Genomic DNA, 26,861 nt, shown 5'->3' with positions numbered 1-26,861 from the left:
GATCCATGACCACTATCTTCGATTCAGCAGCAATCGACTGGTCAGCGCGTCTCGACGACCTCACGCTCGACGGCCGCTTGTTGACTAGAGGCACACGCGGAGAAGCGGCCAGAGGCGAGACTCTGGATCTGTTCTCACCTCGTGACGGTCGGCTCATCACCCGAGTGGCAGCCTGCGACAGAATGGATGTCGATCAAGCGGCCCGCCTGGCCCGCCGCGCCTTCGACCGAGGTCAATGGTCGAACGCTCAGCCGGCTGACCGGCGGACGACATTGCTGCGGTGGGCCGACTTCATCGAGCGTGATCGAGAGAACCTGGCGCTACTGATTTGCCTCGAGACCGGCAAGCCGATTCGCGACTGCCTCGAAATCGATCTGCGCAGCGTGGTGAAAGCCGTGCGGTGGTATGCCGAAGCCATCGGAAAGCACGCCGGGGCGCACCCCGACACCGGCCCCGATTCGATGGCCATCGTTGCACGCGAACCCGCAGGCGTCATAGGAGTGGTGACCCCGTGGAACTTCCCGCTCGCCGCGATCGGTTACGAAGTCGCACCGGCACTCTCACTCGGAAACTCCGTCCTGGTCAAACCATCCGAGAAGGCCCCGCTCAGCGTCCTACGCTGCTGCGAGCTCGCCCTCGACGCCGGCGTCCCGGGCGACGTGCTAGCCGTCCTGCCTGGACTGGGCGCCGTCTCCGGCACGGCGCTGGGGCAACATCCAGACATCGACATCATCTCGGTGACTGGCTCACCTGCGACCGGTCGCGCCTTCATGCGCTACAGCGCCGATAGCAACGGGAAACGCGTCTGGCCGGAGACAGGGGGCAAGTCCTCGGTGATCGTCTGCCCCGACACCGCCGACATCGATCAGGCCGTCCGGCGGATCGTCTGGGGCGCGTACTTCAATCAAGGCCAGATGTGCACCGGCGCAGCACGATTGTTCGTCCATACGCGAATCGCCGACGAGTTCGTAAGTTGCTGGCTCCGCGCCGCGGAGGAGCTTTCCGTGGGCGACCCGCTCTCATGGACCACCGATGTCGGACCGATCATATCGGAACCCGCGTATGAGTCTGTGTGCCAGTCGATTTCGGAATCGACGGCAATGGGCGGCAAGCTGGCTGTCGGTGGTGAGCGAATCGAAGTCTTGCGCGGCGGCTACTACTTGTCCCCAGCGCTTCTCGTCAACCTCCCGCCAGAGGCTCGCCTGCTGAATGTGGAGGTCTTCGGTCCGATCGCTGCTATGTCCACCTTTGAGGAAATCGGTGACGCGGTGACGACAGCGGCGCGGTCTGGCTTCGGCATGGCGGCGTCGATATGGACGGGTTCGCTGGACACCGCCCTTCGATCAGCGAAGCGGATGAAGGTCGGAACCGTGTGGATCAACGGGTTCGAGTCCGATGACCTCAGCGTTCCATCCGGCGGCGTCAGGAGATCGGGGTACGGACGATCGAAGAGCCTTGCAGCACTGGACAAGTACTCCGACCTAAAGACGACATGGGTCGAACTCCAATAGGACTCGGCAAAGAGCACATGAACGCTGCACTGCTGCAACACGAGTCAATCCGCTTGCAAATGCAAGTGCAATTGGATGTTCAATTGACAAAACGACAGGTCGGGATCTATTTTTCGATGGAAACCTGTCGGTGGCGGGATGTAAATACAACTCATGGACATCGCGAATGACAGGGAGGGGAAATGCGTCAGATGCCATGCCCTCGTCCCGCCTCGAGAAGGAACCGTCCGAAAGACGTTGAACGGCTGGATGATTCTGTGCCACCCTTGCGCGAATCCTCCGATCGGCGACCACGACGGGTGGCATCGCCTGCCTATGGCGAGCCTCGATACGGAGACGACAGGTACCGACGTCAACCGAGATCGCGTGCTGAGCATTGGTTTCGTGCGCAGCGACGGTCAGGAGCGGACTTGGCTCGTCGACGCGGGCGTGCCGATCCCGCCGGCCGCGACTGCGGTGAATCGGCTGACGAACGCACTCCTCGCGCGTAGCGGACGACCGCCCGCAGAAGTCTTCACCGCCGTCGCGGATGAACTCCGGCAGGCGATCTCCACGAACACATTGCTGGTGGCCTTCAACGCCCGATTTGACCTGACCATGCTGTACCGCGAGTTCAATCGGCACGGGATTCCACAGCCGGATTGGGCGAACATCATGGTCGTCGACCCCCTCATCCTGGATTGGCATCAGGACCCCACTCGGCAGGAATCGAGGCGCTTGTCCGCACTGGCTGCACGCTACGACGTCGAGCTGACGAACGAGCACGACCCGCTGTGCGACGCGCGAGCCGCGAAAGCGGTCGCGGTCTCCCTGGCAGCTCGATATCCTCGAATCGCCCAGGAGAGCGGCTATTTCATCACTTCGGCGCAACGACGCTGGCGGCGCGAATACCTCGCCCGGCGCGAACGGGAGACCGGCCGGACCTACCTGGCTCAGGACGCGAACCTGGGCTGGCCCGTAATCGACATCGTCGACCCCGTCCCCGCTCCGGCGAAGAAGGGAGCAGAACGCACCGGCCAGTCCCACAAACGATGGACCGACGACGAACGCGAACAGCTCAATAGTGAGATCTCCGCCGAACTCCCCTGGGCCGACATCGCCGAGCGACACGAACGATCCGTTTTGGCGGTATGGAGCGAGGCGCGGAAGCGAGGGTGGATCCCCGTCGACGCGGCCCCGCCGACGGACGAGCCGCAATCGACGCCTCCAGCCGAAAGCACCCGTTGCATCCACGATCTGCCCGCGGGATGGTGCGACTTGTGCAAGCCGCCGCCGACCAACGTGCTTCCGCGAGGATTCCGCACCAAGGCAGGACGCTCCTACCACAACGACCCCGACTGCCACTGGCTGCTCGAGGGGCAGCGCCAAGCCCACCATCAGGGCATGAACGTGCATGACGTCGTCGGCGTCGATTGGCACACACTCAACCTCGGCGAACTCGTCCCCTGCGAATACTGCTGCACATCGGCATGGATGAGGAGCAACCGGCGATGATCCGGCAGGTGTCGAGCGTGGCCCCCTGATCGGTCAAGGTCGATTCGGCGTCCGCAACGGGCACAGGTGATGACGAGAACACAAGCACGGCAGCGTCTTTCGGTGAGGATTGCCAAGTGGCATCTCGCTAACCGCAACACCAGGGCCATCCTTCTTCTAGCGACACGCCGAAAACGCAACTCACACAACTACTTCAAGACCTTGTCACCGCCATGTTCGGTTCGCGACGTCGTTCGCCTGTCGGTGGTGGTGAGTAGGATCTGATCATGCTGTGTCTGGTCATGAAGCCCGCCTCACTAGACCTGGACGTCCTATTCGAAATTCTGAAGGATCGCGAGGTCGATTTCGAACTAAGTTCTCATCTGGGTGCTGGCGCAGATCTCGCCGGGGAGGCGATCGACCGCTTCGATTGCGGCATCGCGGTGATTCCGCCAGGCACGGAACACAACAGCGGCGCGCGGGCGGCACTGTTCATCGAACTCGGAATCGCCGTCGCCCGACGGGTTTCACTTCTGGTGATCGTAGATCCCAACGAACCGCCCCTGCCCGGTTTGGGCGATCTAATGACGGTCAGAGCGACTGAGGAAAACCGCGAGGCTCTTAGCTTCCACGTTGGCTTGTTCTTGGAACGCCTTCGTCGACAACGGATTCAGTCGGACCTCTGGGACTTCTACGACTCGCAGAGGGCGCAGCGACCAGCACTCATCTTCGGTCCTACAGGGACCGGCAAGGCAACGAAGATCTCATCGCTGATTCAAGAGTTTCTTGCTACGCAATCGCTTCGGCCACCGAAACGCATGGAGCGCGAGGCGGACATAGTCAAGTTCATTGAAGAACTGCTGACAGCGCACGGCGCGATTGCGCAGCGCGAAGTACGCATCTCCAACGATGCCGGGGTGGATCTCGCTTTTTCTGTCCCGACTTTCAGTGAAACGGTTCTGGTGGAAGTCGTGAAGGGTTCGCGTGGAACCAAGACCGTAAGCGCCGCACTAGAGCAGCTTTCACAATATGTGCGCTCGAGTCACCAAGCAATCGGTTTACTGCTTTACGATGCACCGGATGGGTTGCCGGCGCTGAGCGCATCTGCGAACTACCCCATGGTCTGGGCGATGAGCCTCACCGATTTCTACCGGAAGGTACTCGACAACCAGCTGGACGCTCTTCTGGTGGGAGCTCGAAACCAGATGGTGCACGGATGATGCGCGGCATCGACCCAGCTGAAATTCAGCGCCATCTACAAAATGCACGAACTGCACCCGACACCGACGCTCAGGGAAAAGCCTACGAGGCACTTGCGCTCCATCTCTTCGATGCGGTGCCCGGATGCTTCGCCGAACACAACGGAGTGAGCTACTTTGACACCGAGCAAATCGATGTTGGCGTGTGCAACGGCAAGCACCAAGACGGTTTTCACGCCCTACCACATGTGATCTTGATTGAGTGCAAGAACTGGAGCCGTCCCGTAGACAGCAGCACGCTGGGCTACTTCGTGAACATCCTGGCAAATCGCAGCGTGGAGTGCGGCATTCTGATAGCGGCCAACGGGATCACAGGAGATGCCCATGATCATACGAATGCTCACGCCTTGGGCATTGGCGCGATCGCTCGCGGAATCAAGGTCCTGATTATCACGACAGAGGATATCGAGAAGCTTACGTGCACAAGTGACTTCGTTGAGCTGATCTTGCGTCGATTCCTGACCGCGTATATGCGCGGCGGTGTGGGCGCCCCCTGAGTGTGATTACGTCGAGGCTGCTGAACATTCGACCGGAACCGGTTGAGAATGGGCTCTGACGACCACCTGGCGTTCGTATAGGCGGCAGAACAGGACAGTTCCTCAAACAGTGTGGCCTGTTCGACGTCCTCGAACGTCCTGGCAAGGGTGCACCAGTTACCCACCTACGCAACAAGTTCCGGCATGGCGCACTCCTCAGCTAGTCGGGGCGCGGACGGATAGCCGGCGATCAGCACACGGTCGGTGGAGCGTTCTGCCGCTCGTCGTCAACATCTCGGACGGCGCTCTCTCGGGGCGATGCTGGTGGCGTCAAGGACCGCGCGGGCGTCGCGGCGGCGGGCACGGTCGGGGTGGTGGACGGCAACGATTCCGGCGTAGAGGCGGACCGCGCCGTCGTGGCGCAGCCACCAGACAAAACCACCGAGTGCGCTGACAGCCCCGGCGCCGGTGAGGATGTGGTCGATCATGCCGGGTTTGTATGCGGCGTCCGGCGCGCAATGCACTGGTCCTCGCGTGTATCGGACATGTTGGGAATTCGGCGATTCCAGCCTGTGTATGGATTCCCATCGCCACATATAACCGAGGTATCCGGTCGTCGCCGGGGGTTTGTATCGGCCAGGAGAGCATCTGGCCCAGGACCGTGAAGAATGGAGCACATGTGGCTACCGATGACAACCGCGGCGGGACCTTCTACACACCTGACCTGGTGAGCGGAATGATGGCCGACCACATGGCCGACTACGTGGTCCCCATCCAGGACCCTGCCTGCGGCACCGGGGGCATCCTGATCCAGGTCAAGAGGTCTCCGACTCGAATGGCTGATGCTCGGATGGGCGAGATCCCCGAGATCCCAGCCATCACACAAACGCTCAGCTTCGATGCGGAGAATGCTCGCAGTCTGTTGGAGATACTGGAGGGCTTTCTCGTCGAGGCGGCTCACCGCGAGCAGATCGCGGGCGACGCCAAGCTGTTCGCTGCGTTGCAGTCAGTCGGGTTCGAGGGTCCCGTGTGGGAGACGTTCAAGGACAAGCTCCTGAAATACGGCATGGGGGTGCTCGAAGCGTGGATGTGTGCGGGGCACCTGTTCGAGATGTTCAAGCACAAGGGGATCGTGTTCACCCCGTCCGTATGCGAGGCCGACCGGATCATCTACGACACGGAGTTTCGGACGTCGCTGGTGAACATGGCGGCGATGACCGCGTTGCACACCTTCCGCCGCCGCTGCCTCGAGGGCACCGGATGGCGCACCGACGGCGGAGCCGCCCTCACGACCTACTTCGCGGTCGCCTGCCTCCACGCGACGGCGAACGAACTGAGCAAACAGCGGCGCGCCGACGAACGCGCCCGCAAAATTCATCAGGCCGCGCTGCGCCACGAGATCACCAGGCCCAGCCAGGACTTCCACATCCCGGACCCGAGCCAGGAGGCCATCGACCAGCTGATTCTGCACGAGTACATGGCTGAACTGTCCCCGCGGGACCGAAACATCGTGTGGGGTAAAGCGTGTGGATACTCGACCCGGGAAATCGCGGAAATCTACGGGGAGAGGTCCGCACGCGTGGTGGAGCAACGCTGGTCGACGCTCGCCAAGAACGTGGAATGGATCGGACGACTGGCTGGCAAGGAGCCGAAATGACCGACCACAACACCGATATCGGTTTCCCTCGCTCCCAGAGCATGGTCGACATCGACGAACTGATCTCCGGGTCCTCGCTGGGAACCGCCGCCGCCCGAGACATCCAGAACAGGATCTCGGACGCTCGAGCGAGCCGGATCAACTCGGCACTGTCCGCCGCCTGGGACAGCTGCAAGCAGGCCGCGGCGGACATGGAACTCGACTATTCACTCTCGATGGTTTTCGGCCCGTCCCAGCACACCGACCAGTCGTGATCAGCGGCATTGGCCGGTACCCCTTGGCTGCGCCGGTCGGAGACGTCGCCTGCAAAACCTGGGCAGCGCATGGTCGAAGGGCGCGCGATGACCGTTGACCCGAGGCGCGGTGCTCGGTGAACGGCAGCGCGGCCTGCCGGGTCGACCTGGGCTTCCCTGCGCGCCGACGACTGGATTCACCAGCAGGGCTCTATAGTTGGGCCCGCACCACACGTGCCAATACCGCTGGCCGGAGTTCGAGCCGATGTCCGTCCACGCCGGACCGGTGACGACAACCGAAGGGTCTTCGACCGTCGCGGAACCCTGCGCCGCTGAAGCATTCGATATCCAGGCGGTGATGGGCGTGGCCGTCACCGCCGGAAACTGGGCCCCGTTGACCAGGAACAACAGTGCCGCGTCCCGCGCCGCACGCGCCGACTCCCGTGCCCGCGGCATTTCCTACACCGCCGCCTTGTACATTCATCGCACCGCCGCACAGGTCACGGACGACTTGACCGCGAGGTTATGGGGCGCAGACGGAGAGCTCTTCGCGCCTTCGACTGGATTGCGCGCCGGCGCCACCTATCGACTCGTGTACGACGATGACGACCGTTCCGTGCTCGGCACCGCCACAGGCCGACAACTCCTCGCCCGCCCGGAGGTGACCGACCATCGGTCCGGTGACATTCTCCTCGTAGACGTGAGCCCGTTCCTCGACTTCACAATGAACCGCACCCGCGGCTACCCGGTCCTAACGCTAGGTGTCGTGTCATGGGCGCTGAGCCTCGACGAAGTCCACCACCTCACCTGTACCGGCTGTCCTTACAAGGAGATCCTGGTGGGGCTCGGTCGCGCTCTCGCCGCCGCGCGCGAACATAACGACCAGCACATCGAATTTCCCGGCGACTGGGGATTCGCGCGTACCGAAAATGGCCGTTGGCAACGCATCCGGTGCTGACCCATCAAGTGCGGTAGACGCCCGGCGGCGCGGGAACGGATTTCCGCACCCGTGCCGCCGGGCAGGAAGGCGTCCAGTCGCGGTCACTCCGCGCACCCGTACGCGCACGGGGCGGCGCGGTCGACTAGTAGGCCCGTGCGAAGATCACCCGTTTGCCGTAGGCGGAGGGTGCGCCACACCGCACGCAATTGCCCGCGTCAGGCGTGCCGTCGAGCGGGATGCAGCGCGGTGTAGCCGCCGTCACAGACTTGATGTCGTCCTCGCAAGCGGGGATTCCGCAGTGCAGGGCCAGCGCCCAGCCCGTGGACACCGCGTCGGCGAAGTCGTCCCAGGAGTCGACGGCGCGGGTGTGGCTGTCGCGGAACTCTGTGGCGCGGGCCAGGAGGAAGGCTTGGAAGTCGTCGAGAATGCCCGGCATGACATCCGGCAGGTTCTCGAGTGACACCGACTGCTTGCCCTCGTCGCCAAGTCGCTTCACCATCATCGCGGTGCCCGATTCGAGATCGCGAGGGCCGAGTTCCAAGCGGATTGGGACGCCGCGCATCTCCCACTCGTTGTACTTGAAGCCCGGTGAGACCTGGGTCCGGGCATCGACGTGGGTGCGCACTCCGACTGCCCGCAGCCGACGCGCTAAGTTCTCGGCGGCTTCCTCGACCGCGACATTGCCGCCGCGAATGATCGGGACGATCACGACCTGGTAGGGCGCGAGGCGGGGCGGGAACACCAGACCTTTGTCGTCGCCGTGGGTCATGACGATGCCGCCGATCATCCGGGTGCTCATGCCCCAGGACGTGGTGTGGCACAGTTCTTCGGTTCCGGCCTCGCCGGTGTAGCGAATGTTGAAGGCGCGTGCGAAGTTCACGCCCATGTAGTGCGAGGTTCCGGCCTGCAGTGCGCGGCCGTCTCGCATCATGGATTCGATGGTGAAGGTTGAGACCGCTCCGGCGAATCGTTCACCGGGGGTCTTCTCACCCGGGACCACCGGCATCGCGGCCAGATCCCGCGCGACCTCCGTGTAGATGTCGAGCGCGAGCATGGTCTCACGCATTGCGTCGGCTTCGTCGAGGTGTGCGGTGTGGCCCTCCTGCCACAGAAACTCGGTGGTGCGCAGGAACATTCGAGGACGCAGCTCCCACCGGACGACGTTGGCCCACTGGTTGAGCAGCATCGGCAGGTCCCGATGCGAGCTGATCCACTTGGCCATCATCTCGCCGATGATGGTCTCCGAGGTCGGCCGCACCACGAGCGGCTCTTCGAGTTCCTTGCCGCCCGCGTGGGTCACGACGGCCAGTTCCGGTGAGAAGCCCTCGACGTGCTCGGCCTCGCGGCTGAGATAGCTCTCTGGGATCAGGAGCGGGAAGTACGCGTTCTCGTGGCCGGTCTCCTTGATGCGGCGGTCGAGTTCGGACTGCAGCTGCTCCCACAACCGGTACCCATACGGTCGGATAACCATGGTTCCTTTGGCTGGGCCCCGGTCGACGAGGCCGGCCTTGAAGACCACCTCGTTGTACCAGGCAGCGAAGTCCTCACTCTGGGCGGTCACGCCGCGCTCATCCCGTGCCATGTGCACAGAGGGTACTGGAGGCGGATCGGCTCCTAGGACTCGCATCACCCAACTGGTATGCGTTCGCGAGCTGGGGATTCCGGTCGTGATCAGTCAGTCGCCGGAGCCCCGGCGACTGCGAAGGTCGGAGCCAGCCGGGCCGCCACAGCACGTCCTTTCTCACCGCTCAGGGCGAGTGATCCCTGAAGCCACGCTCGATCTCCCTTTGCTAAAGGTGCGCCACCGATTACGTCGCGTAGATGGCGCTGGTCAAAGGGCCGCGCCAATGGCCGCATCGACCGGCCCATCGGATCGCTGTCATAGGGGTAGGCGCCCCATGCGACCGCTTCAGCGGTAGTCGGAGTGATCCAAAACGTGTGTAGGAGAAGAGAAATGAGCGGTCTGACGTCAGTCGTCGCCAGCAGTTTGGCAGCGGAGGTGGGCAGAGCGTCGCAGAAGCCGTCGATGGTGTGCCGGACGGTCTTCAGTCCCCACGCTTCCACCGGCTGGTTGGTCTCGGACTCAAGAACTGGGACGATCTCACCGTTCTTCAGACGCTGGAAGTCGGCCACGATGCCGTGGTCGGACATGCAGAACGTCTCGATCACGAACGGCGTATCCGGAACCCGCAAATCGACGCCGTCCTTGGTGTCGGTGTTGTACATGTACGCCGAGACACGGTCGCGGTCGGTCCAACCGGTCACACGCGGTTCGTGCGCCCAAAAGAACACGTGGGGCTGCGGAAGCCCCTCCGTGACGGTGGTGAGCGCGCCGATCATCCGACCCGTCCACCCCGCGTCGACCACGCCCGACCTGGCGGACGCAATCCTGGTCTGGACGGCGTAGGCGCGGACGAGTTCACGCATGCGTTCGATGCGGGGAGCCGCCACACGCGACACAGCAGGCATTCCCGTGAACGCACGGAGAGCGCTGCCTTGCTCAGCTTGGTCGGCGCGCAATTCTGGGTTGAGCGACACACCTGCCTGTTCCATCAGTGGCAAGAAATCTTCGGGAGGCAGACCGAGGCGGGCGAGCACATCTTCGGCGTTGGACCTGATGAAACTGTTGAACAGCCAGTCTTGACGAGAAAGGTCCGCGAGATCCGCCGCGGCCAGACTCCACGTGCGGCGACTGCTGTAGGCATATTCCAATTCGAGACCGGGGGCGAGCCGTGGAGCGAGTCGCTGAGCGATTTCGTGGAAGACCTGTCCGTCGCGAGACAAGAAGCACAGCCGATCCAGCCCGAGCGACTCGGCACGCTTGAGGGTCCACAGCACGTAGCCGACCAGTGCCGGCGCTACGACGCCTGCTGTGACGTCGCGGACGGCCTGCTGGTGTTCGGAGTCAACCGGCACGGCCGCCCGGGCTGCTGCGGACGCTTCGGCGAGGGCGGCCGCGTGCGGGGCGAGCGATCCGCTCCAAGCATGCAGCAGGTTCTCGTAGCGACTCCTGTTCGGCACCGAATCTCCTTGCGGTGAGGCGTTTTCACCATTCAAGCAGCCAATTGCGAACCTCTTCCGGCGTCCGAGCTCCCGCGCGGACGCACTCCTGCTCAGCATGGGCGAGGGCACGCTGCCAGCCGAGGTCGTCCGCCGCGCGCATCGTGTCGGCGGAACCGGCTAGCAGTCGGGCCGCCCACACCTCGTCGCCGAGCTGGATGAAGATGTCCCGAGACCTGGCGAACGCTCGGAGCGAGTCATCGTATCGTTCCTGTCCGCGTCGTAGAACGCCGAACCCATGCAAGGCTCGCGCCTGCCCCGGACGATCGTCGATCTTGGTCAAGGTCGCCAAGGCTGCCTCGAGGTGGCTCTCCGATGTTTCGTAACGGCCACGCGAGCAGTCGAGGCCCGCAAGGCTCATCCGGGTCCGGGCTTCCCATCTCAAGTCGCCGAGTTCGAGGAATCGCCGAAGAGCCTCACTCAAATCCTCCTCGGCCGCAGGAAGATCCTTCGCGATCCGGTGCGCGTCACCGATGTTGCGCAGCGTCACCGCGACTCCGCGGTGATCGGCGAGCGATTCGAAGCCAGTCAGTGCCTCGGCGAACTGTTCGAGAGCGGCGGGAACCCGTCCTCTGTTTCGTTGGAGGATTCCGAGATGTCGCGCGGCGCGCGCCTCCCACCGCCGGTCTCCGAGTTGCCGAAAGACCTGCAGCCCTCGCATGTAGAGGTCCTCGGCGTGGTCGTATCGGCAGCGGTCACGCCAGACGATGCCCAATCGGACCAACGCGCGGGCGTGCTCGCGCTGGTCGCCGAGCTCGGCGTAGATGTCGATGGCGCGGTTCAGACAACGTGTCGACTCGTCCCAGCGACTCAGACCCCGGTAGATGTCGCCGAGTCCGTTCAGCGCTCCGGCTGTCATCCGCGGGTTTCCGCCGGTTTCGAAGTAGGTCAGAGCAGCGGAGAATTTGTCCACTCCGTCTCTGAGCCGTCCGGTGTAGCGGAAGGTGTCGCCGAGTTGCCGCTGCACGACCGCGTACTGGAAGTCGTCGCCGACTTCGACGAACGTCATCGCGCTGTGCTGAAGCTCGTCGATGGCCTCGCCAAATCGGCCTTGTGCCCGGCGCAAAAGGCCGCGACTGCACCGAATTCGCGCTTCTCCGGCGGTCTCGCCCTCCAGCACTGCGGCTGTCAGGCCCAATTCGAGGACTTGCTCCCATTCGTTCCAACCGGATTGCCACTGCAACAGCGCGCCGACTTGCTCCGCCAGCTGCCACGTTTCGGTCCGAAGCTCGAGGTCATTGGCCAGCGTCACTGCCGTGACCAGGCCCGATCTCTCGGCTCGGAACCATGCACGCACATCGGAGTCGACGGCCGCCTTGACTTCGGGCAACGTTGGTTCGGCTGCCTGCCGACCACCGAGTTCGATGCGGGACGTCGCATACTCGCAGGCTCGGGTGTACTCATGCAGAAGTCGCCGCGCCGCCAGCACTCTTGAGGCGGTTGTCTCCTCCGCTTCGAGCCGTTCACGTGCGAACAATCGCAGCAGGTCGTGCAGGCGGTACCGGCCGGTGTCAGCCGCTTCGGAAACGGGCTCGACCAGTTCGGCGTCGACCAGCTCTTCCAGAAGAGTCTCCGCGGCGTCGATCGGTACGTCCGCCAGCAGTGCAAGCGCCCAGGTCGGGATTTCGCTCGCCTCCAGCATTCCCAAGAGTCTGAACGCGTATCGCACTTCGGGGGAACAACTTTCGTAGCTCAGCCCGAGAGAGGCCCGAACCTCCAAGTCCCCTGCTCGCAGAACGTCCAAGCGAGCGTGCTCATCTCGGAGCCGATCGGCGAATCGTGTCAGGGATCCTGCGGGACGCGATGCCAACCGGGCACCGACGATCCGAAGAGCCAAAGGCAAACGCCCACAAAGCCGAACGATCTCGCGTGCAGCATCGGGCTCCTCTGCGACGCGTTTACTACCGATCACGGTCGCCAGAAATTCGACACTCTGCTCGGCCGACATCACGCCGAGTGGCACATGCCGCACCCCCGCGAGACCGAGCAGTCGTCGCCGACTCGTCACCAGTACTGCGCACTCGCCGCTGCCCGGGAGCAGGGGCCGGACTTGTTCTTCGTCGCCGGCGTTGTCCAATACCACCAGCATCCGGCGCCCGGACAACTCCGCCCTGAATAGTCGGGCTCGGTCTTCCACTCCGTCGGGAAGGTCTTCGACATCTGAGCCGAGATCGTGGAGGAATCGTTCGAGCGCGTCGTTGGCGTCGATCGTCTGGGCCTGCGCCCCGCGGAGATTGACGTACAACTGCCCGTCCGGAAAGCGGTGTCGTACGCGGTGCGCCACATGCGTGACCAATGTTGTCTTGCCGACGCCCGCAGTGCCGTGAACTGCGACGAGCCGAACCGCGGTGCCGGGATCAGACTCGAGTTGCCCGCCCAGGTGGTGGACTTCGTCAGTCCGGCCCGTGAAGTCCTGAATATCCGGCATCAACTGGCACAACGTCGGAAGATCGCGCGCAACCACGGAATCTGTCGAAGTCGACTCGGCGAAAACGGACTTTGCCTCATCGTCCGCGGTGCTGAGCGAACGATCCAGCAGCGCCTGATTCACGGGGCGCGGGAAGGTCGTCTCACCGCCGGATTCCCACTTCGATACGAGTCGATCGCTGACGCCGAGATGTCGGGCGAATTCGCGCACGCTCATCCGCCGGGCCTCACGAAGTGCCCGGACCTCCCGGCCCGACCAACGCCGCACCCTCGACAACACGGCCCCCTGCCCGGACCCGCCCGCTTCGCGAGCCGGATCCTCAACTCACGACCGAGATCATACCGTGATCCAGGCTCGAAATATGGCTTGGCGTAAGGCAATACGTAGCGTCGCAGTCCCAGATCCTACTGCTGTGAGGGCACCTTCCTGACCGCGAGCGGGAGTTTCTCGGTGCCGGGTGAGTTGCGCTCGACGACGTCCTCGATCTGTCGTGATGCGTCAGAGCTGTTGCACCGCAAGGGGGTATCAACGTCAGGCAGCGTTGCGCGGAAGTTGGTGACAGCGTTCGCATTCGTCGGTTATGGATGGCGGATTCGGGGGGATCGTGGTGACATCGACGAGCGCCTGTGGCTGATCGTCGGAGGTTACGCGGGTCCATCGGGAATCAAGTCGGATCCAGTCGTCCGCTGGGTCGAAGCGAAGTCGCGCTTCGATGTGTGCCGTCAGTGTGATGCCGGAGAGCATGTCACGACATGTGGTGAACAGCAGTTCTTTATCAGCCGGGTGGACATAGGGCTGATGGTGGCACCAGCCGGCAATGGGATCGCCGTCGTTTGCTACCCAGTCGTGTACGGCTATGGAATTGAGGTCAACCAGGGCCAGGGCGTGGCCACGCAGGATCGGCACATGTCGGATCGCGCTGCAGTAGAGATCTGGTTTCGAGGGCAGTTGGGCTTCGGGTGTATCGCATACGATCGCGCGAACGGTTCGGTTGGCCCCGGTGCCGGAGGCGCGAGCGACGATGTGGAACTGGTGTCGAGTCCCATCGTCGAAACGCCTTGCCGCAGTGCCTGACCAGGCATCGATCGGGTCGGTCAATCTGAACAGTGCCATGAATTCGGACCGGTCGTTGATCCAGCCGAGGCTCGACAACATCTCGGGCAGCATCCTCGGCTTCGGGGCTTGATCGACGAGCAACAGGGCTGCCGCGCCGGTGGAGACTGCGACTGTAAGAGTCGAATCCCATTCCACAACACCGACGGTCGGCGCTGTCGGTGGCACCGTGCCGACTGTGCCAGCCCACAGTGCGACGGCGCGCACTTGCCCGTAGGGCCCGAATATTGGTTCAGCAATGAGACGGATCATCGCTGCGCACGGCAACCTGGTGTCGGTCGATTCGGTTCGGCGACTTGCTGTGCAGCACTCGACCAACCGATGTAGTTCTCGAGCGATCGAGGTGCTTATCGCGATGGTGGCACGATTCAGCTTGGTGAATCGCCGCGGATACATGTCGTCGAGAATGACGGCAGATTCGCTGAGCCTACCGAGCGTTTCGACGACAACCCAATGGTTCGGTACATGGAGCCCGTCTGCATGGAGGCAGTTCGGGCTGTGTCGAGGCATATCCGCGGGCCTCGGCCCGGAGGGATCAGGCAGTTCGGTCATCTTTGCTCACCTCACAGCCGTACGACTTCTGGTTCCAAGGTCGGTCCCCAACGACCGAAACAGCCAATCGGGTGTGACCTGCTTCACATAAGACTAGTTGGTCTGTCTTGCTAATTCAACATATTTTCACCACATCGATGATGTGCTGGGGTGATCTGGCCTGCGAAGAGGCGATGCGTGGCTATTTTTCAGAAGATTTTCGAAGTACGATAGTGATATGGGTGCCCATGGCGAGTACTTTGCTCGGGTGCTGCGTGAGGCCCGCCGGGGTGAGAGTATGGCGGCGATCCGCGCGCGGCACGGGCCGTCGGTCTCAACTCAGGTAGAGGCTGAAGCTAACCGACTCCGCAAAAACGTGCACGCGAGCACGTTCGAGCGGTACGACGAAGTCCATGGGTGGTTGCCAGGTTCAGCCTTGGCTGCATACCGAGATGGACGCCCCCCGATCGTGATCAACGGTGACCGCCGACCACTCGAGCCGGGGGTCACCTCGCTGAACATAAGTCTCGATCAGCTGCTCCCCTTGTTGAACGCGCATCATGCGCTCCGGTCCGCCACTGTGACCCAATGGGCGGACGCAGTTGACGGGATTGGCAAAGCGATCGGGGCCCTTGTCGCCCCATTCGCTACCGACCTACTCGAACAAAACCGTGGGCAGCAGCCGCATCCACTGATTGAGCTCGCCTTCGGTGAGGCACTCGCTGAGCCGGTATCGCCAGACGATCCAGACCGCGAGGAGAAGCTGTACCGGCGCTGGCTGATGGGACGAGGCGAGGAATTGGACGAGGGAACCTTCAAACGGTTCGAGGATCGGTTCGAGTCACGACAGGGCAAACGATGAGGAACACGAGTCGCCATCGCCCGCCGTGAATCAGCTGATCACGGGCGGTTTCTAGCGGTACAGTACGGCTTGTACCTGCGAAAACGCCCCAAACTCGGGACGAGTAGAGACGGACAGGAGGTGCGAAATGGCCGAGGAGAACACCCGGCGGCTGAGCGTGCGGTTCAATCAGTTGTTCGCCACCTTCCATCGCCGAGGCACACCCGAGCAAACGAGCGCGGAGATCGCGAACGGTGTGGGCGCCACCCTCGCCCGCGCTGTCGCCCCCGAGGAGGTCGAAAAGATCCGCCGCGGCGAACGCGACTCGGATTGGACAGACCTAACGGATGTTCTGGAAGCGGTGGCACAGCACTTCGGCGTTCCCGCCGTGTACCTGACCGGTACAGGTGAGGCAGTGGAGTCGATTGACGTGACGCTGCGACTGATCATGGCGGCCCGTGATGGCGAGGTCGAAGGCATATCCCTGCGGGGCGATGAGTTCGACCCCAACGATCTTGCGGGCATTCTACTGAAACTGGGTTCACCGCTGGATCTTTCGTGAAGCCACCCGGGTAGGGAGTCTGGCTGGATCGAGTGGGGAGCTGCTCACCGAGAGGAGGGGAGTGTGAGGGCCGAGTGGGAATTGCGCAGGCGCTGTCGCCGCGTCCTAAACGACCTCGAGATCCGGCCGCCGCTCGATATCGTCGACCTGTGTCGTCGCATGGGAGAACGACGCGGAAAGCCCATCGAATTGGTGCCCTTCCCCATACCCGTGCCGGGACCCTTCGGAGCGTGGATCGCCACCAGCACAACGGATTACATCCTGTATCAACGGGAAACAACCAGGATCCATCAAAACCACATCGTGGTTCACGAGATCGGGCACATCGTCGCTGGACACCACAGCGACGAGCAGGACGACACACTGATGCGGGAGCTGTCACGCACCAGTTCTCTACCGCCCGACGTGGTCAGGCGCGCGTTGCGCCGCACCTGCTACGACACTGCCGAGGAACGCGAAGCCGAGACTGTCGCCACGATCATCCTCGAGTGGGCATCGGTTCTGGACGGTCTCGCGGCGGGAACATCGAAGGACGGCGCGGCCGAACGAATGGGGGCGGCTCTGACCGACAGGCTGGGCTGGCTGTGATCGGCCTGCTCGTCGTGGAGTGGACCGCATCCATCGGCGCCCTGATGTGGATGGTGTACCTGGTCGTCCGTAAGCCGTGGGATGTGCGGTTGCGGGCGGTGGCGACTGCTGTAGTGCTCGGCGTTGTGGGCTTTCCGTTCGGAATCGCCGCTTCGCAGGGGAACAGCTTGATAGGCGTGACACCCATCCTCTGTCGGCTGACGAATCACGTGCTGACCGTTTCGGTCGCATACTGCCTGATTTGCTTCTTCTTGTTCTCGGCGTTCGACACTCAGCCGGCGTTGGTCCGAGTTCGCCGTCAGGCGGTTGTGCTCGCCGTCGTCATCGGCGTACTCGTCGTCTCGACCGCGATGGTGCCCGTCGACCTACGGACTTCCGCGGCAGTGCTACCGGCACAGACCCAACCGAATCCAAGAGGAATCCCGAGCATCGGACTGTTCTACACGACCGCGAACTTGTACCTGGTCTACGTATTCATGAGCGCTGGCGTGCTCACCCATCGGTACGCCAAGCGGGCGGAGAATCGGTTACGCCGAGCACTTCTCATCACGATGGCCGGGGCTGGCGTGTTAACTATTGCAGCAGCAATCTTTGTCGTCGCAGATCTTGTGTACTGGGCGGGAGGGCTGGTGGCACCGCCGTTCCTAGTGACCGGGGTTGGGCTGATGCTGCCCGGGATCGTGCTGTTCCTCAGCGGGATCAGCTACCCGGCTCTGGCGACAAGACTTGCGTCCCTCCGGATCTGGTGGCGCCATCTGCGTGCCTACTACGCCATGGGTCCGCTCTGGACAGCACTTCACAAGGAGTTCCCCGAAGACGCATTGGACCGAATCCCGAACAGCGCATGGCGCGATCGAATCACGGTGACGGGCATGCACCGACGCTTCTATCGTCGTCTCATCGAGATTCGGGACGGACTGGTGCGAATCAGCCCCTACCTGGAAACACCGGACAAGACGAATGAGAGCGTAATCGGTTACAGCCCAGAAGAAGTGGCGCAGCGACTACTTCGGGCGCTGGACACTCACGCAGACCAAACAGCTGTTTCGACCCGCGCAGTAGCTGTCGCACAACCGGAAAGCGATGACATCGACGCCGATGTGCGGGTAATCGTCACTATCGCGCAGGCCCTGCGCAAGGTTCGCGCCGTCAGCCATTGAGATGTGAAAGGTGTATTGCGCCATGACCGCATCAAGCCACTCGACGCACGATGAGACCTCCATCGGTGTGACACTCGCCGCGTTCGCGGAGCACGCGGACAGGGTCGCGATCACGCACCAGCGGGGCGCATGGACCTTCGGGGAACTGCTCGACCGCGCTCATCGAATGGCGAGAGCTCTGCAGGCTCAGGGACTGAGCCGAGGAGACGTCGTCGCACTGGCCACCGGCAATCGGCCAGAGACGTTCACACTGAGGTATGCGGCGAACATCCTAGGATGCTGCACCGCGGTCCTGTACGAGGATCTTTCCCCAACTGTCCTCACCGAGATCCTTCAGGCCATCGATGCGACCGCAGTCGTATTCGCGCCGGACCGCAATCCGGAACGCATCTCGCTCGCCATTCAGGGACGCCCGGGAACCATCGCGTTGGCTCTCGGCACGTACCCGGGCGTCGCGGACATCGAAGACCAGGCTGCCAAAGAATCGCCGGAACCACTTCCCATCCAGGCCCGTCCAGAGGACCTTTCGTCGATTCGCCTGACCGGAGGAAGCACAGGAACCCCGAAGGGCATACCGCAGGACTTCACCGTGCCGTTCCATCTCAGCGGGCCCGCGCTCAAAATGTGGGTCGGCGCCATCCAGCTCATGTGTACCGCAGTCGGCCACCTCGCAGGCACCCTGGCCGAGTCCGTACTCGCAGCAGGGGGCCGAGTCGTGCTGCAAGATTGGTTCCAGCCTGATCAAGTGCTGAAAGCCATTGAGCGGGAGGCGGTCACCTTCATCTGGCTGCAGCCGGCGATGCTGCACCAGCTGTTGGATCATCCTGCCCTCGATGAGACCAACACATCGAGCCTACGTATGCTCATGATCAGTGGAGGACCGAGCTCGCCACATCGAATCACCCAGGCAATTAAGCGATTCGGGCCGATCATCACCCAAGGCTACGGCGCGTATGAGATTGGGCAGATCTCGATACTGAGCCCTAAAGACCACGAGCGCCCGGAATTGTTGAGCACCGTTGGTCGGCCGGTGCCTGGAACGCAGGTCTCCATACGAAACCCTGACGGTGACCCGGCGGAGACAGGACTCACCGGCGAGATCTGGGTACGAGGCCCAGGGATGATGCGCGGATATTACAAGCAGCCGGAACCAACTGCTCTGGCCCTTCAGGACGGTTGGTTCCACACCGGAGACCTCGGATTCCTCGACAACGAGGGGTATCTCACCGTCGTCGGACGCAGTAAAGACACCATCATCGGCATTCGCGACACCGTATATCCGGCCCGGCTCGAAGACGTACTGCATCAGCACCCGGGCATCCAACAGGCCGTCGTCTTCGGACTGCGCAATGCTGACAACGACGAGTCTGTCTGCGCCGCAGTCGTGGCGGCACCAAACAACACACTGTCGGAGGACGACATCGCCGAGTGGGCCAGGAACGAACTGGGCGGCGCCTATACGCCCGAACTCGTCCTGATCCTCGCAAAGATCCCGACCACCGGAAGCAACAAACCCGACCGAAACGCTTTGCGTCAACTGGCTTCCGAACGTCTCGGGGCCAAAGAGACAGCCGATCGCGTCCGCAAGTCGTAGCCGCGCTCAGTAGGTGCGCTCTATCCGAATCGCAGCAAAAGCCGATCATTATCACGGTATCTGGGGCAGGTGGTGTGTCCAGTCTCGGTCGAAACCGGGCTGATGGCGATACACGTTCAGGACGAGGTACAAGGCAGTCCGCAGCGCCTTCTCGCGCTCAACGGCTTCGATCCACTGCGGGGCATGAAGGTTGTCGTCGCCGAAGATCGTCCGTACCTGCGCTAAGTCGTCACGAGCTTGCTGGTAGAGCGCGAGCAGCGCCGACTTCGCTTGAGGCTCAGTGAACTGACGCATCCGCGCGTCCGCGGATTCGCCTGAGTCTTCATGGACAGCGTTTTGGGCGTCGAGAGTCAACTGCGTGTCGAGGTACTCCTCTGCTTCCTTCGGGAAGGGTGGGCCCGCGATGATATGCAAGTACATGATGGATCGCCTCCTGTCCGGATGTGGATTTTGGCGTGAAGAAAGTCGGGGTTAACCCGTCGACAATGATAATGTCTGCCTGGCGCGGGAGCTGTGTCTGCAACACTCGCAAGGCGCGACACGCAGTATGAACCCGGGAGCGCTGCGACAATGCTGACATCAGATCACATTAGTCGCCATAAGAATCGATCCAATTCTCGTGCCAGCGCCCGATTACCGAAGAATTCTCTTGTGCTGGCCATGCCCAGTCGGATATATTGGTTATCTCCCCTCTGGGGATTACCCGGTAACCGCCGTGCGGGACCGGATGCCAAGTTGGTCAACCTACAATCCTGACTTCCCGCCGGGATTCGGCGCGCGCATGTGAAGCGTAGGCATGGCCGACGCAAACTCCTGCGATTCGGATGAACGCCAAGTGCGTGCCATTGCGCACGTGCGTGCATCCGACTCGGATGGGAGGGACGAAATGAAGATCCTTGAGCACGGTTGCCGAAGGCGACAGCTCCGCGGTGACGGCCGCCCAATCCTTGTGTGGGACAGGGCACTCAGCGAGCAATTCGAGCGCCTCTACGACGAGATGATCGACAGCGAACTTCGATCCCGTCGAGCCGCTCGACATCGCCGGACCCTCGACGAGGAATAAAGGCTACTCGACGAGTAGCGCGAATCAAATTCCTAGACACCGCTCGAACGCACAATCATTCGCGCAACAAAAGTCGTGCCCGCGGAATGAGATTGCCGCGCCATGCGACTGGAAGGGCGCGCGGCGCCTATGAATCAGTGTGTGGCCTGGCTGGGATATTGCTGCTCGGCGCTCGAAACTGGAGGTGTATCAATGACAGAGAAGTCATGTGAGCTCTGCGGTCGCCCATATCGCGATCGCCTACTCAATATTCATCAGATAAGCGAGCGGACCGGGCATTCTCCAGATCGCATCCGACATCTTCGGGCCCAAGGGCACCCTCTATACAAAAAGGCATGGAAGAGCAGCGATTCCGTGAACGCTCCACTCGTGCTGGAGTGCTCGGTCGTGGACGAATGGGTTAGGGCGCGCAAACAGTTCAGAGGAAACGAGTGATGGCCCGCAGTACTACGACTGGGCCAGTCCCGTCCCCACGCGGAAGCCGCACCGGGTATTTCGGAGGCGGGCTCGCTCTGATGGCGGCGTGCGCAACGGCGGTGGCCGCGACCATGGTTCCGGGGATCGCGAAGGCCGATGCTCCAGTGTCGGATACCACCGAAGTGAACTGCCCCGCGGTGGCAGGAGTGTTCCTTCCTGGAACGTGGGAGACGCATGCAGGGGCCGACGAAACGCAAGCCGTCGGTCTATTTGCTTCGATAGCAACGGCTTTGGCGCAGCAGTTCGGCGCTCAGTTCGAGTACCGGTTCCCTGCCTATGCGGCTGAAGCGTTCGACGGCATGGCCTACAGCGACAGCAAAGCCACTGGTGTTTCGGCCGTCCGACGGGTGATAGGCGATATCTCAGGGGTCTGTCCGGCAACGAAATTCGTGCTGGCCGGATATAGCCAGGGAGCGGACGCAATGGGGGATGTCGCGGCCTCGATCGGATGCAGCGGTGATCCGGTGGCCGCGGATCGAGTACTCGCCGTTGGGCTGGTGGCGGATCCGAAGCAGGGCACTGCCGGCGGCAAACTGGTGGGTCCGACTGTGGATGGCCAGGGCATCGCCGGCACTCGCTCGAGTGGCTTCTGCGCGTTGTCGGCGGTAACGGCGGAAATCTGTGCCACCAAGGACAAGTACTGTGCCACGGACTCGAATGAAGACCCGATCACCGCAGGCATCGGACGTGCGCTGACTCAGTCCGACGACTCGAAGAAAACCGGCGGCGATACTAACACTGGCCAGCAAGACGATCTCGGACACGCACTCTCGACAGACCTATCTGCCGACAAGATCGCGGATCTACCCGCGACCGTCACCCGCTTGGGCAAACAAGCCGCCGCCGGTTCTGATCCCAGTGCGCTGGCCACGAGCGCCGCTGATCTGGTGAAAACCCTCCAGCCACTTGCTGACTTGAGTACTTGGGTCTCCAACACCCCGGACGCACAGAAGCGGTTCTCGGACGCTGCCGATGGAACAGCGGACAAGGCCGCCGGTTCTGTCCTCGACGGGGTGCGCCATTCGGATATCAGCACCGCGTTGAACGCGTTGTCCGACATCGGATCGCAGAACGGGAAGAACAGTGACCAGAGCGGTCAGGCAAAGGACGCGCAGGCGGTGTCGGATGCCATTGCACCACTTACGGAGTCGCTGTCTTCGAAGAGTTCGGACACGACATCGCAAGTTGCGCAGGTACTTGCGGTACTCAAGCCGTCGGTGGTGATCAACCAACTGGTCAACGTCGTGAGCAACGGGCTGTCCTTCGCGGCAAACATACCCACTCTGGCCGATGCGCTCGGACGGATGATCAGTGTGCTCACTGATCCCGGAATCGATACCGCCGGCAAGGTGAATGGGCTGCACGATCTGTTCGGCCAACTGAACAACCTGTTCAAGCCATTGGTGAAGATGGCCGCGGGCGTTGATCTACACACTGCGTCACGACTGATCGCGATGATCCCCGATACCACTGGCACCGCCCAAATCGTGTCGGCAGTAGTGGCGGTGCTGGCGAATCTGGATGTGACGAAACTGGCCCAAGAGGTCGGTCAGCTCCAGGACAAGGTGTGGGCACTGGCCCAAACCATCAGCAGTGGAGGCGATCTGATCGCCGTGGGTGCCCGGCTGCTCGACTTCATCCCGACCGCACTCGGATTCGCCACCCTGGCCCTGGACACCCTGACGGGAAAAGCGAAGGACTCCGGCGGCTCGGACAACACCGACCTCACCGGGTTGTCGAAATCACTTACGACCAAGACTGACTCGAACAGCGGCGACGGCATCGATGCGCTTTCGAAACTACTGTCCGAGGGCTCGGATGTGGCGTCGTTCCTGCTCTCGGGGGTCCACGAAAGCTATGACCACTATGTCGTGGACTCCGACGGCAGAACCACTGTCCAGTGGCTCACCGATTGGTTCAGCAACCGCATCCGCCATGCGATCGGAGTGGTCTGATGGCCGCGCTGACGGTGGTTCTCGTGCCGATCGCGGCCTTGGCGTTCCTGGGTGCCGCTCTGTTGCTCGGGTCCGGAGACCGAACACCGGTGCAGCAGGGCTGCTTGCCCGATATGCCACGGACCGACCCGCAGACGGGCACAGCGGTTGTAATGCCGTTGCCCGCGGGAACCTACACGGTGTCCTCTGGATTCGGTCCTCGTGACGGTGAGATGCATCTGGGCGTGGATCTGGCTGCTCCGGCAGGCACGGCAATTCTGGCAGCAACCGCCGGTACTGTCGTCGCGGCCGGTCCGGCGCAGGGGTTCGGCAACTGGATTGTGATCGACACCCAAATCGACGGAAGCCTGCTCTCGACCGTCTACGGGCATATGTTCGACGACGGCCTGACTGTCGATGGTGTCAAAACTGCTGTCGGACAGAGGGTTAAGGCGGGACAACGCATCGGTTCAGTGGGAAGCGCCGGTGAAGCCAGCGGCCCGCATCTGCACTTCGAAGTGACACCTGGCGGACGTCTACAGGGCGGGCACCAGATCGACCCCGTGCCCTGGCTAGCCCAACACGGTGTCAGTGCGAGCGGTTCCGACGACGTCACTCGGCAAGCCTCGAGCACGACGACCACTTCGGGGGAACCTGACGCAAACAGGACGTCGCGATCGAAAGTCATTGTGGCGCAGGCGGCCGGGCTCGTCGTGGGATGCGGACCGGTGGCATCGGGCGTGAGCGGGCCCGCGCTGCGGCCCGGAACCGTCCCCGCGGCATTCGAACCCTGGATAAGCAAGGCTGCGACGACCTGCGCGGAAGTGACCGGCCCGCTGTTGGCTGGCCAAGAAGAACAGGAATCCGGGTTCAGAACCGATGCCGTATCACCTGACGGTGCGCGGGGACCCGCGCAGTTCATGCCCGGGACCTGGGCTGCATACGGACTCGACGTCGAGGGGAAGGGCTACGCCGACATCACATCCATCCCGGATTCGGTAATGAGCCAGGCCAGATACGACTGCGACCTCGTACAACAAGCGAAGGCCGGTCTAGCTCAGGGGACGTTGCACGGTGATCTGACCGAATTGTGGCTGAGCATGTACAACTGCGGCCCCAAGGGAACCTTCGATGCGGCAGGCGTCTGCCAGAACTCCCAAACCTTGAAGTACGTGAAGGCCATCCCCGCGCTGGCCGCCAAATATGCCCAGACCATGGCAGGTTCGTCATGAACTCCGAGACACGCGGGGCCAGCACCTGCTGGACGCTCCTGAGATCACCAATGGCGTGTGAGCGCCTGGTCCGCCGACTACTTCGCAGCGTCGAGATCGAGCGCGAAATCGGCTCGTCGGCACACGAACTGGGAATGGAGGCAGGCGATGAACAATGAATCCGAACCGGACAACGATGGTGCCGAACGCGACGACTACACCGCTGAGGCGCCGGTGGATCTGCGTCGGCAGCGCCTCCGCATCGGCAGCGACGACGCGGACAACGCAACGGGATCAGATGAAGACGATGCCGGGCCGACGGTGAACGATGAGAACGACCCGTATGGCGTCGGCGAGGTGAATCTCACCCGGTCGGGCGACCCGTCCGCGGATGAGGTGGCCGCAGTGCGGGAGGCGCGGCTGGCGATGCTGCTCAAACCCGCCGCCGGAGTACATACCGACCCCGCGCGGTGGGGATGGCGCGGACGAGCGAACGCATTCGGCATGCGCGTGCGCCCCCGACGGCGAGGGGAGGAAGTCAAGTATCGGCAGGCGGTGGAACGGATCCGCCAGCCACTTCCGGGTACACCAGTGATCCTTGTTGCGAATCCCAAGGGCGGCAGCGGCAAGACGCCGACCACAGTCATGCTGTCTGCGCTGTTCGGGCGGCATCGCGGAGGGCGCGTGGTGGCCTGGGACGCCCATGAGGCGTGTGGGACCCTCGCTGCGCGCACCGCTTGCTGTACCAGCCAACACACCGTCTGGGATGTCCTCGGACACGCTCACGAGCTGTGCACGGCCAACACCGACGCCTCCGGACTCGGGCGATTCCTGCAACGGCAACCAACCCTCGACGAGACCTTGGCCTCGGACCAGACCCCAGGTGGCAGCATCTGCATCGGCCGCGACGAATGTGCCGCGATCCTCGCGGTGCTGCGGCGCCACAGGGAGATGGTGGTCGTCGACACCGGCACCAACGATCGGGCCGAGGGATTTCGATGGGCAGTCGCCAACGCCACCCAACTCGTCGTACCCATCATCGGGCGGCGCGACGTGATCGTGTCCGCCTTGCGGCTGCTCGACGGCATCGCTGAGGACGGCCACGAAGACCTGGCCGCACGAGCGGTGATCGCTCTGTGCGGTGTCGGCCCGCAGCACTCCGGCATCACTGACACCTTGGGAGCAGCGGGGATTACCCGCATAGTGGCGGTGCCGTTCGACCCGGTGCTGGCCAGTGGCGAACGGATCGTGCTCGCTCGGATGAACCGCGCGTCGGTGCGCGCCTGGACAGAGGTCGCCGCCACCGTCGCGGACACGGTTGCAGAAACCCTTGCTGCGCGGGCACTTCCGATGGAGTCCCGGTTCGTCCCCGATACCCGATGGGCGGCAGACGCCGACGAAGCAACTCATCAGCGGCTGCTTGCCTACGCCCTACATGACGGACTCTCCCGCAGTCAGAAGACCGGAAGACCCGTTTCACGTGACCTGATCGACGAGCTCAATCCGGGCTGGTGAGCGTCCAACCAAATGAAGGAGGTGATGGTAGTGGAGAGGAAGTATTTTGCCCTGCAGTGGATTCGAGTGCCGCGAGCTGCGATCACGCTGTTGGTGACAGCTTGTGTGGTCGTCGCCGCGGCACCTTCGGCGTCGGCATCGGAAGGAATCACCAACCCGCTGGGCGGGATCCGCCCGAACTTCGGGCTATTCGACGGAGCTCTTGATGCGTCGTGGAAACGGATCGTGGCGTTCTTGTGGGCGCTGGTCGTGATCGGCGCCGCGGTGCGGGTGATCGTCGGAGCGTTCAAGGTCAAACGTGCCAAGGCTCGCGGTTACACCAACGATTTAGCCGAAGGTAGCGAGGAACTGCAGGATGCCCTGATCTCTCTGGGCTTGGTCGGACTCGCGTCCCCGCTCGTAGCCACCGTTTTGTTCGTCGTCGGCGGATAGTTCACACGCCGTGAGGAGGCTGATCGAAATGGCCACAGACAGAACACATTTCGCTAGCTTATCGCCCGATTCCGCGCCTTCAACGGGATCGGCTGAGAATCGAGGTGGTCGGCCATCGGGCGCACGAAAGCGTGCATGGTTCGTCGGCGCCTTGACTACGGCGATGCTGATCGCGGTCGGCCTGCTGGCATTGCACTCCTGCGATTCGTTCCCACCGGGGGAACATGATCGGGCGCCACAGATTTTGGCCGCACACGGACCCACTTCCACTGTCGGCGGGGTACCGGTCGGCTACACACGCGACCGAAGCGGGGCAGCGACTGCCGCGGTCAATGTGATTCAGGCGATGACGCAGGCCGGGGTCGGGCGCATCCAGATGACCGCGGTGGAGCATGCATTGATCGCGCGGGATCCAGGACCGGGATTGCGGCACTCGCTCGATATCGGCACTGGCCGGGACCCGAATCGAGACGTGGTGAATCTGGTGCCTGGCGCGGTGTCGGTAGCCGAGCAGACGCCGTTGGCGGCTCGGGTGACCGTGTGGACGGTGGCGGTATCACGGTCCTCGATCGACGAGCACGACCCGGCGTCAGTGATCACTGCCTGGGCCACACATACCGTCTCGCTGGTCTGGGAAGGCGATGACTGGAAGGCCAAAGACCTGACCTCACAGGCTGGTCCGACACCGGATCAGACCGTCGCTCCCGGCAAGGATTCGATCCTGAGTGGATCGCTGGACTCCGGCTACTTCAGCTTCTACGTGAACTAGAGGTGATCTGGGCATGCGCACACGACGAATAATC

The 26,861-nt window shown here is 62.8% G+C and carries 23 protein-coding genes; 17 read left to right on the top strand and 6 right to left on the bottom strand.

Translation table 11 applies throughout. The features are described 5' to 3' along the window. Window positions 1–5: 5 nt before the first annotated feature. The 4 genes from ACH438_RS40000 (at window position 6) to ACH438_RS39985 (ending at window position 4,740) form a co-directional block, all read left to right on the top strand. Entirely contained in the window at window positions 6–1,511 is a 1,506-nt protein-coding gene (locus ACH438_RS40000) for an aldehyde dehydrogenase family protein (RefSeq protein WP_397015275.1), read from the top strand. 315 nt (window positions 1,512–1,826) lie between these two features. After that, entirely contained in the window at window positions 1,827–3,005 is a 1,179-nt protein-coding gene (locus ACH438_RS39995; RefSeq protein ID WP_397015273.1) for an exonuclease domain-containing protein, read from the top strand. Window positions 3,006–3,271: 266 nt separating this feature from the next. After that, window positions 3,272–4,204 (top strand): hypothetical protein, encoded by a 933-nt coding sequence (locus ACH438_RS39990; protein WP_397015271.1) that lies wholly within the window; start codon window positions 3,272–3,274, stop codon window positions 4,202–4,204. Further along, the gene (locus tag ACH438_RS39985; protein WP_397015269.1) at window positions 4,201–4,740 is read left to right on the top strand and encodes a restriction endonuclease; all 540 of its coding nucleotides are present in this window, start codon (window positions 4,201–4,203) and stop codon (window positions 4,738–4,740) included. Before ACH438_RS39990 ends, ACH438_RS39985 begins: the two co-directional genes overlap by 4 nt. A gap of 266 nt (window positions 4,741–5,006) precedes the next feature. On the opposite strand, the gene ACH438_RS39980 is transcribed toward ACH438_RS39985, so the two are convergent. Further along, window positions 5,007–5,207 (bottom strand): hypothetical protein, encoded by a 201-nt coding sequence (locus ACH438_RS39980; RefSeq protein WP_397015267.1) that lies wholly within the window; start codon window positions 5,205–5,207, stop codon window positions 5,007–5,009. A gap of 191 nt (window positions 5,208–5,398) precedes the next feature. Between ACH438_RS39980 and ACH438_RS39975 the strand changes: the two genes are divergently transcribed. The 3 genes from ACH438_RS39975 to ACH438_RS39965 all read left to right on the top strand — a co-directional run bounded on the left by ACH438_RS39975 (window position 5,399) and on the right by ACH438_RS39965 (window position 7,567). Next, a complete protein-coding gene (locus tag ACH438_RS39975; RefSeq protein ID WP_397015265.1) occupies window positions 5,399–6,376 on the top strand; it encodes an N-6 DNA methylase in 978 nt (325 codons plus the stop codon). Continuing rightward, window positions 6,373–6,630, top strand: a complete 258-nt coding sequence (locus tag ACH438_RS39970; protein WP_397015263.1) for a hypothetical protein — start codon at window positions 6,373–6,375, stop codon at window positions 6,628–6,630. Before ACH438_RS39975 ends, ACH438_RS39970 begins: the two co-directional genes overlap by 4 nt. 265 nt (window positions 6,631–6,895) lie before the next feature. Next, window positions 6,896–7,567, top strand: a complete 672-nt coding sequence (locus ACH438_RS39965; protein WP_397015261.1) for a hypothetical protein — start codon at window positions 6,896–6,898, stop codon at window positions 7,565–7,567. Between the two features lie 124 nt (window positions 7,568–7,691). On the opposite strand, the gene proS is transcribed toward ACH438_RS39965, so the two are convergent. From proS to ACH438_RS39945, 4 genes are all read right to left on the bottom strand, one after another. Continuing rightward, a complete protein-coding gene (gene proS, locus ACH438_RS39960; RefSeq protein WP_397015259.1) occupies window positions 7,692–9,131 on the bottom strand; it encodes a proline--tRNA ligase in 1,440 nt (479 codons plus the stop codon). A gap of 89 nt (window positions 9,132–9,220) precedes the next feature. After that, window positions 9,221–10,570, bottom strand: coding sequence for a hypothetical protein (locus tag ACH438_RS39955; RefSeq protein ID WP_397015257.1), 1,350 nt, complete (start codon window positions 10,568–10,570; stop codon window positions 9,221–9,223). Between the two features lie 25 nt (window positions 10,571–10,595). Next, window positions 10,596–13,304 carry an ATP-binding protein gene (locus ACH438_RS39950; protein ID WP_397015336.1) on the bottom strand — a complete coding sequence of 903 codons (2,709 nt, stop codon included), beginning with the start codon at window positions 13,302–13,304 and terminating at the stop codon, window positions 10,596–10,598. 264 nt (window positions 13,305–13,568) lie between these two features. Further along, the gene (locus ACH438_RS39945) at window positions 13,569–14,702 is read right to left on the bottom strand and encodes a GAF domain-containing protein (RefSeq protein ID WP_397015255.1); all 1,134 of its coding nucleotides are present in this window, start codon (window positions 14,700–14,702) and stop codon (window positions 13,569–13,571) included. A gap of 277 nt (window positions 14,703–14,979) precedes the next feature. Between ACH438_RS39945 and ACH438_RS39940 the strand changes: the two genes are divergently transcribed. From ACH438_RS39940 to ACH438_RS39920, 5 genes are all read left to right on the top strand, one after another. Continuing rightward, a complete protein-coding gene (locus tag ACH438_RS39940; protein ID WP_397015253.1) occupies window positions 14,980–15,543 on the top strand; it encodes a hypothetical protein in 564 nt (187 codons plus the stop codon). Between the two features lie 127 nt (window positions 15,544–15,670). After that, a complete protein-coding gene (locus ACH438_RS39935; protein ID WP_397015251.1) occupies window positions 15,671–16,084 on the top strand; it encodes a hypothetical protein in 414 nt (137 codons plus the stop codon). Window positions 16,085–16,147: 63 nt separating this feature from the next. Beyond that, complete coding sequence (locus ACH438_RS39930; RefSeq protein ID WP_397015249.1) at window positions 16,148–16,672, top strand: hypothetical protein; 525 nt, start codon at window positions 16,148–16,150, stop codon at window positions 16,670–16,672. Then, window positions 16,669–17,832: an MAB_1171c family putative transporter gene (locus tag ACH438_RS39925; protein WP_397015247.1), complete on the top strand. Its 1,164-nt coding sequence runs from the start codon at window positions 16,669–16,671 to the stop codon at window positions 17,830–17,832. The genes ACH438_RS39930 and ACH438_RS39925 overlap by 4 nt, the downstream gene beginning before the upstream one ends. 22 nt (window positions 17,833–17,854) lie before the next feature. Then, complete coding sequence (locus ACH438_RS39920; RefSeq protein WP_397015245.1) at window positions 17,855–19,426, top strand: class I adenylate-forming enzyme family protein; 1,572 nt, start codon at window positions 17,855–17,857, stop codon at window positions 19,424–19,426. 51 nt (window positions 19,427–19,477) lie between these two features. Here ACH438_RS39920 and ACH438_RS39915 read toward each other — a convergent pair whose 3' ends face one another. Further along, complete coding sequence (locus ACH438_RS39915) at window positions 19,478–19,846, bottom strand: hypothetical protein (RefSeq protein ID WP_397015243.1); 369 nt, start codon at window positions 19,844–19,846, stop codon at window positions 19,478–19,480. A 1,179-nt stretch (window positions 19,847–21,025) separates the two neighbouring features. Between ACH438_RS39915 and ACH438_RS39910 the strand changes: the two genes are divergently transcribed. From ACH438_RS39910 to ACH438_RS39890, 5 genes are all read left to right on the top strand, one after another. Continuing rightward, entirely contained in the window at window positions 21,026–22,921 is a 1,896-nt protein-coding gene (locus tag ACH438_RS39910; RefSeq protein WP_397015241.1) for a cutinase family protein, read from the top strand. After that, complete coding sequence (locus ACH438_RS39905) at window positions 22,921–24,132, top strand: peptidoglycan DD-metalloendopeptidase family protein (RefSeq protein WP_397015239.1); 1,212 nt, start codon at window positions 22,921–22,923, stop codon at window positions 24,130–24,132. Before ACH438_RS39910 ends, ACH438_RS39905 begins: the two co-directional genes overlap by 1 nt. 147 nt (window positions 24,133–24,279) lie before the next feature. Further along, window positions 24,280–25,626, top strand: coding sequence for a MinD/ParA family protein (locus tag ACH438_RS39900; RefSeq protein WP_397015237.1), 1,347 nt, complete (start codon window positions 24,280–24,282; stop codon window positions 25,624–25,626). A 12-nt stretch (window positions 25,627–25,638) separates the two neighbouring features. Beyond that, window positions 25,639–26,058, top strand: a complete 420-nt coding sequence (locus ACH438_RS39895) for a hypothetical protein (protein WP_397015235.1) — start codon at window positions 25,639–25,641, stop codon at window positions 26,056–26,058. Window positions 26,059–26,404: 346 nt separating this feature from the next. Then, a complete protein-coding gene (locus ACH438_RS39890) occupies window positions 26,405–26,827 on the top strand; it encodes a hypothetical protein (protein ID WP_397015233.1) in 423 nt (140 codons plus the stop codon). Window positions 26,828–26,861 lie beyond the last annotated feature (34 nt).

It is taken from the genome of Nocardia sp. NPDC020380 (assembly GCF_044386975.1).
GTDB lineage: Bacteria > Actinomycetota > Actinomycetes > Mycobacteriales > Mycobacteriaceae > Nocardia.
Note: the sequence above shows the minus strand (reverse complement) of the source record. Positions and strands in the feature narration are given on the sequence as shown.

Bases quoted from the DNA above. Each gene is read 5' to 3' on its own strand.
- ACH438_RS40000 (WP_397015275.1), top strand. From the start codon at position 6: ATGACCACTATCTTCGATTCAGCAGCAATCGACTGGTCAGCGCGTCTC.
- ACH438_RS39995 (WP_397015273.1), top strand. From the start codon at position 1,827: ATGGCGAGCCTCGATACGGAGACGACAGGTACCGACGTCAACCGAGAT.
- ACH438_RS39990 (WP_397015271.1), top strand. From the start codon at position 3,272: ATGCTGTGTCTGGTCATGAAGCCCGCCTCACTAGACCTGGACGTCCTA.
- ACH438_RS39985 (WP_397015269.1), top strand. From the start codon at position 4,201: ATGATGCGCGGCATCGACCCAGCTGAAATTCAGCGCCATCTACAAAAT.
- ACH438_RS39980 (WP_397015267.1), bottom strand. From the start codon at position 5,207: ATGATCGACCACATCCTCACCGGCGCCGGGGCTGTCAGCGCACTCGGT.
- ACH438_RS39970 (WP_397015263.1), top strand. From the start codon at position 6,373: ATGACCGACCACAACACCGATATCGGTTTCCCTCGCTCCCAGAGCATG.
- proS (WP_397015259.1), bottom strand. From the start codon at position 9,131: ATGGCACGGGATGAGCGCGGCGTGACCGCCCAGAGTGAGGACTTCGCT.
- ACH438_RS39945 (WP_397015255.1), bottom strand. From the start codon at position 14,702: ATGACCGAACTGCCTGATCCCTCCGGGCCGAGGCCCGCGGATATGCCT.
- ACH438_RS39940 (WP_397015253.1), top strand. From the start codon at position 14,980: ATGGCGGCGATCCGCGCGCGGCACGGGCCGTCGGTCTCAACTCAGGTA.
- ACH438_RS39935 (WP_397015251.1), top strand. From the start codon at position 15,671: ATGGCCGAGGAGAACACCCGGCGGCTGAGCGTGCGGTTCAATCAGTTG.
- ACH438_RS39920 (WP_397015245.1), top strand. From the start codon at position 17,855: ATGACCGCATCAAGCCACTCGACGCACGATGAGACCTCCATCGGTGTG.
- ACH438_RS39915 (WP_397015243.1), bottom strand. From the start codon at position 19,846: ATGTACTTGCATATCATCGCGGGCCCACCCTTCCCGAAGGAAGCAGAG.
- ACH438_RS39905 (WP_397015239.1), top strand. From the start codon at position 22,921: ATGGCCGCGCTGACGGTGGTTCTCGTGCCGATCGCGGCCTTGGCGTTC.
- ACH438_RS39900 (WP_397015237.1), top strand. From the start codon at position 24,280: ATGAACAATGAATCCGAACCGGACAACGATGGTGCCGAACGCGACGAC.
- ACH438_RS39895 (WP_397015235.1), top strand. From the start codon at position 25,639: ATGAAGGAGGTGATGGTAGTGGAGAGGAAGTATTTTGCCCTGCAGTGG.
- ACH438_RS39890 (WP_397015233.1), top strand. From the start codon at position 26,405: ATGACGCAGGCCGGGGTCGGGCGCATCCAGATGACCGCGGTGGAGCAT.